This is a genomic window from Dermacoccus sp. UBA1591 (genome assembly GCF_002322065.1).
Taxonomy (GTDB): domain Bacteria; phylum Actinomycetota; class Actinomycetes; order Actinomycetales; family Dermatophilaceae; genus Dermacoccus; species Dermacoccus nishinomiyaensis.
Genome location: NZ_DCNR01000104.1, coordinates 22451 through 27833, shown reverse-complemented (window position 1 = coordinate 27833; position 5383 = coordinate 22451). Strand labels below are relative to the sequence as shown.

4 protein-coding genes are annotated in these 5383 nt (G+C 70.0%); all 4 read left to right on the top strand.

What is annotated here, in order from left to right; genetic code table 11:
• Positions 1-1815: penicillin-binding transpeptidase domain-containing protein (locus tag B2284_RS11515; RefSeq protein WP_286697546.1), on the top strand; the 1815-nt coding region annotated here is incomplete at its 5' end.
• Positions 1790-2221 (top strand): hypothetical protein, encoded by a 432-nt coding sequence (locus B2284_RS11510; RefSeq protein ID WP_062257519.1) that lies wholly within the window; start codon positions 1790-1792, stop codon positions 2219-2221. The genes B2284_RS11515 and B2284_RS11510, both read left to right, overlap by 26 nt.
• A gap of 181 nt (positions 2222-2402) precedes the next feature.
• A complete protein-coding gene (rpsO, locus tag B2284_RS11505) occupies positions 2403-2672 on the top strand; it encodes a 30S ribosomal protein S15 (RefSeq protein WP_006946370.1) in 270 nt (89 codons plus the stop codon).
• Positions 2673-2842: 170 nt separating this feature from the next.
• A complete protein-coding gene (locus tag B2284_RS11500) occupies positions 2843-5323 on the top strand; it encodes a polyribonucleotide nucleotidyltransferase (protein WP_062257521.1) in 2481 nt (826 codons plus the stop codon).
• The last annotated feature ends 60 nt before the right edge of the window (positions 5324-5383 follow it).

Below are 5383 nucleotides of genomic sequence, written 5' to 3'. Positions count from 1 at the left end.
GCCGTGCGCGGACGCATCCTTGCCGCGGACGGCAGTGTGCTCGTCGGCAACGGCTCCACGACGACGCTGACGATCACGCCCGACCAACTGCGCCGTCCGGAGAACGCTCATCGCATCCTGAGCCGCGTCGCGCACGCCATCGACCGCCCCGTCGCCGACCTCGAACGGCGCACCGCGACCTGCGGCACGAAGGGCGCCGCGCCGGCACCGGTGTGTTTTTCCGGTCAGCCGTTCGAGCCCGTGCCGATCGCCTCGGATGTCCCGACGGAGGCCGTCAGCGGCATCCTCGAACAGCCGGAGCGCTACCCGGGCGTCGCGGCGACGACCCGCCCCACACGCACGTACGGCCCGAGCGGCAGCTCGCTCGCGCAGGTGTTCGGCTACCTCACGACGACGACGGCGGACGACGTCACCGCCGCGCGCGAGGCCGGCCGCGAAGCGCCCGCGACGACGGCGCTGCTCGGGCGTGCAGGCCTGGAGCAGCAGTACGACACGCAACTGCGCGGCCGCGACGGACGCCGCGTCGTGAGCATCACGCCGACGGGGGAGGCCGAGCGCGTCGTGGGGGACGAGGCGCCGACGAACGGCGCCGATGTGCGCACGAGCCTCGACCCCGGGCTGCAGAAGTCCGCGGCCGACGCGCTCGCGAAGGGCATCACCGCAGCCCGCAAGGGCGGGTCGAAGGCCGATTCGGGTTCCGTCGTCGTCATGGATGCCGATTCGGGTCAGGTGGCGGCGCTGACGAACCAGCCCACCTACGACCCGAGCGTCTGGAACGGCGGCATCACCCAGGCCGAGTGGGACACGTTGACGCGCGGCGGCTCCGACCCGCTCTCGAACCGTGCGGTGACGGTGGCAGGGCCGCCGGCGTCGACGTTCAAGGCGGTGTCGCTGTTCGGGGCGGCCGCGGCTGGTGTCGACCCGAAGGGGACGTACGACTGCCCGAGTTCGCTGCGCATCGGCAACCGCACGTTCACCAACTTCGAGTCGGAGGCGCACGGTCGCATCGACATCCCGACGGCCCTCGAGGTTTCCTGCGACACCGTCTTCTACCGCTGGGCCTACCGCAGCTGGCTCGACGCAGGCGGGGCGAAAGCCTCCGTCGACGCACCCGACGCGTTCGCCGCAGCCGCCCGCACGTTCGGCTTCGGTGCCCGCACCGGCGTCGACCTGCCCGGCGAGGCGAGCGGCGCCGTCACCGACCGGGCGCAGAAGCGACGCGACTGGGAGGCGACGCGCGCCCAGAGCTGCGAGCGCGCGAAGCGCGGCTACCCCGAGGTCACGGACAAGGCGCGGGCGGCTTACCTGAAGCAGGTGGCGCAGGAGAACTGCACGAGCGGGTACGTGCTGCACGCCGGTGACGCGGTCAACCTCGCGATCGGTCAAGGCGACGTCAGCGCAACGCCACTGCAGATGGCGGCGACGTACGCCGCGGTGGCGACGGGCGGCACACGCGTGACGCCGACGCTCGTGCCCAACGCGACGTCCGCGCAGACGGAGACCACGAGCCTGCACCTCGACCCCGCGATGCTGGCCGTCGAGCGCGACGGTCTCGCCCGCGTCCTGCGCTCGGGGACGGCGTCGGACGCCTTCGCCGGGTTCGACCTCGCCCGCTTCCCGATCAGCGGCAAGACCGGCACCGCCGAGGTGTACGGCAAGCAGGCGACCGCGTGGTTCGCCTCTTACATGCCCGAGCCGGTCGCGGGGCACCGCTACGTCGTCGTCGTGCGCGTCGACCAGGGCGGCGAGGGCGGACGCGTGGCGGCACCCATCGGGCGCGCTGTGTGGGATGCCATCGCACGTCGGGGCGCCTGAGGCGGGCGCGGGGTTCGGTTTCGCGCTCGGCGCGACGAGCATGTTCGCCTCGGCGATCCTGACGGCCGGCATCGGCCCGTGGCTGCCTTACCAGATGCTCGGTGCGAGCTGGGTCGCGCTCGGTGCCGGCCTGTTGCCGTGGCGGCGCGGGCTGCGCTGGCCCGCCGAGCTCGCGCTGCTGTGCGGCTACACGGCGTTCGCGTCACTCGCGTACGGCTTCGTCCTCAACATGTCGTTCTGGCCGTTCTCGACGACCGGCGACCCCGGCATCAGCCCCGTCCCGGGGCGCAGCTTGCGACAAACCTCGCGCACTTCGTCGCGTTCAGCCTCGCCACGTCGCTGGGCTGGGATCTGGGGCGCGTCATCACGAACGTCGCCCTCGTCCTGGCCGTCGGCCGGCCCGTGATGACGGCGCTGCGACGCGCGTCGCGCCGGGCCGCGTTCGAGGCCCGGGGCGAGTTCGTCGATTAGGCCGCCACCTCCTGCCGCTGATAGCCTGAACGAAGCCGTAGACCGGCCGCGGATCGAGAGCGCCCCAGTGAACAGGCCTGGGAGCACCGCGCAGCGAGAGTTCAAAGGAGTCAGGTATGCCCCTGGACGTTGAAACGAAGAAGAAGATCATCGCCGAGTACGGCACGTCCGAAGGCGACACCGGCTCGCCCGAGGTTCAGATCGCCCTGCTGACGCAGCGCATCAAGGACCTGACGGAGCACTCGCGCACGCACAAGCACGACCACCACAGCCGTCGTGGTCTGCTCCTGCTCGTCGGTCAGCGCAAGCGCATGCTGCGTTACCTCGAGTCGGTCGACATCGAGCGTTACCGCTCGCTGATCAAGCGTCTCGGCCTGCGCCGTTGATCGCATTGATCACCATGATCTGACGCCGAGTGGCGGTCATCCCTGAAAGGGTGGCCGCCTCTCGGTGTTTTCGAGGCACGCGCCGCGTCGCCTCGAAGCAGCAAGAAACGGGCCGCGCACAACGACGATGCGCGTCCCGAGACGAAGATGAAACAAGAAGGAGGCCCCACATGGAGGGTCCCGAGATCCAGTTCGCCGAAGCCGTCATCGACAACGGCTCGTTCGGCACCCGCACCGTCCGCTTCGAGACGGGCCGCCTGGCCAAGCAGGCCAATGGCGCCGTCATGGCGTACCTCGACGACGACACGTGCCTGCTGTCGACGACGACGGCCAGCAAGCAGCCGAAGGAGCACTTCGACTTCTTCCCGCTGACGGTCGATGTCGAGGAGCGCAGCTACGCCGCCGGCAAGATCCCCGGCTCGTTCTTCCGCCGCGAGGGTCGCCCCTCGACGGACGCCATCCTCACCTGCCGTCTCATCGACCGCCCGCTGCGCCCGGCCTTCAAGAAGGGTCTGCGCAACGAGGTCCAGGTCGTCATCACCGTGCTCGCGCAGAACCCGGACGTGCAGTACGACGTCCTCGCGATCAACGGTGCGTCCGCATCGACGCAGATCTCCGGTCTGCCGTTCACGGGCCCGATCGGTGGCGTCCGCGTCTCCCTCATCGACGGCCAGTGGGTCGCGTTCCCGAACTTCTCCGACATCGAGCGCTCGGCGTTCGACATGGTCGTCGCCGGCCGCATCGTGGGTGATGATGTCGCCATCATGATGGTCGAGGCGGAGTCGACGGAGTCGACGTGGAACCTCGTGAAGAACGGCACACAGGCCCCGACCGAAGAGGTCGTCGCCGAGGGCCTCGAGGCCGCGAAGAAGTTCATCCGCGTCCTGTGCGAGGCCCAGATGGAGCTCGCGAAGCAGGCGGCCAAGGAGGTCCAGGACTTCCCGGTCTTCCTCGACTACCAGGACGACGTGTACGAGGCCGTCGCGAAGGACGGCACCGACCAGACGGCCGCCGCGATGACGATCGCGGGCAAGGCCGAGCGCGAGAGCAAGCTCGACGAGATCAAGGACGCGCTCAAGGCCGAGCTGGCCGGCGAGGGCAAGCCGTTCGAGGGCCGCGAGTCCGAGGTCTCCGCCGCGTTCCGCTCGCTGCAGAAGCAGCTCGTGCGCGAGCGCATCCTGCGCGACAAGGTCCGCATCGACGGCCGTGGCCTCGCCGACATCCGCGCGCTCTCGGCCGAGGTCGAGGTGCTGCCGCGCGTGCACGGTTCCGCGATCTTCGAGCGCGGCGAGACGCAGATCATGGGCGTCACGACGCTCAACATGCTGCGCATGGAGCAGCAGATTGACTCGCTGTCGCCGAGAACGCGCAAGCGTTACATGCACCACTACAACTTCCCGCCGTTCTCGACGGGTGAGACGGGTCGCGTCGGTTCGCCGAAGCGTCGCGAGATCGGCCACGGCGCGCTCGCCGAGCGTGCGCTCATGCCGGTGCTGCCGACGCGTGAGGAGTTCCCGTACGCCATCCGTCAGGTCTCCGAGGCACTCGGCTCGAACGGTTCGACGTCGATGGGTTCGGTCTGCGCCTCGACGCTGTCGCTGCTCAACGCCGGTGTGCCGCTGCGCGCGCCCGTCGCCGGTATCGCGATGGGTCTCGTCTCCGCCGAGATCGACGGTGAGACGCAGTACGCCGCGCTCACCGACATCCTCGGCGCCGAGGACGCGTTCGGCGACATGGACTTCAAGGTCGCCGGTACGCGCGAGTTCGTCACGGCCATCCAGCTCGACACGAAGCTCGACGGCATCCCCGCGCAGGTGCTCGCCGGCGCGCTGACGCAGGCCCGCGACGCGCGTCTGCACATCCTCGACGTCATGAACGAGGCAATCGACGCTCCCGACGAGATGTCGCCGTTCGCTCCGCGCGTGCTCGCCGTCAAGATCCCCGTCGACAAGATCGGTGAGGTCATCGGCCCGAAGGGCAAGATGATCAACCAGATCCAGGAGGACACCGGCGCCGACCTGTCGATCGAGGACGACGGCACGGTCTACATCGGTGCGACGGACGGCCCGAGCGCCGAGGCTGCGCGCAACGCCGTCAACGCCATCGCGAACCCGCAGATGCCGGAGGTCGGCGAGCGCTTCCTCGGCACCGTCGTCAAGACGACGACGTTCGGCGCGTTCGTCTCGCTCCTGCCGGGCAAGGACGGCCTGCTGCACATCTCCGAGGTGCGCAAGCTCATCGGCGGCAAGCGCATCGACGCCGTCGAGGACGTCCTCAAGATCGGCCGGAAGGTCCAGGTCGAGCTCAAGGAGATCGACCCGCGCGGCAAGCTGTCGCTCGGTGTCGTCGAGGAGGCCAAGGCCGACGACGCGCCCGAGGCGCCGAACGAGACGACGCCGGCCGCTCCGGCCGACGTCGACGCCGACAGCGCTGACGCCGCCGCGAAGATCGCCGACGCTGCGGGCCACATGGACTCCGGTCACGCGAGCGATGAGGACGGCGAGCGCAAGCCGCGTCAGCGTCGTCGTGGCGGCCGTGGCCGTGGCCGCGGCAACGACGCTGCCGAGGGCCGTGGTGACGCCGCGTCCGACCAGCTCGTCGACGCCGGTGACGACGACCAGGCGGCATCCGCGACGTCCGAGGACGCCTGAGCCGCTCACGTGAGGGAGCGCGCCCACCGTTGAGGTGAGCTGCTCCGTCCGACGAACCCG

What these genes read in the sequence shown, in the direction of transcription:
- B2284_RS11510 (WP_062257519.1), top strand. Translation starts at nt 1,790, where the DNA reads ATGCCATCGCACGTCGGGGCGCCTGAGGCGGGCGCGGGGTTCGGTTTC.
- rpsO (WP_006946370.1), top strand. Translation starts at nt 2,403, where the DNA reads ATGCCCCTGGACGTTGAAACGAAGAAGAAGATCATCGCCGAGTACGGC.
- B2284_RS11500 (WP_062257521.1), top strand. Translation starts at nt 2,843, where the DNA reads ATGGAGGGTCCCGAGATCCAGTTCGCCGAAGCCGTCATCGACAACGGC.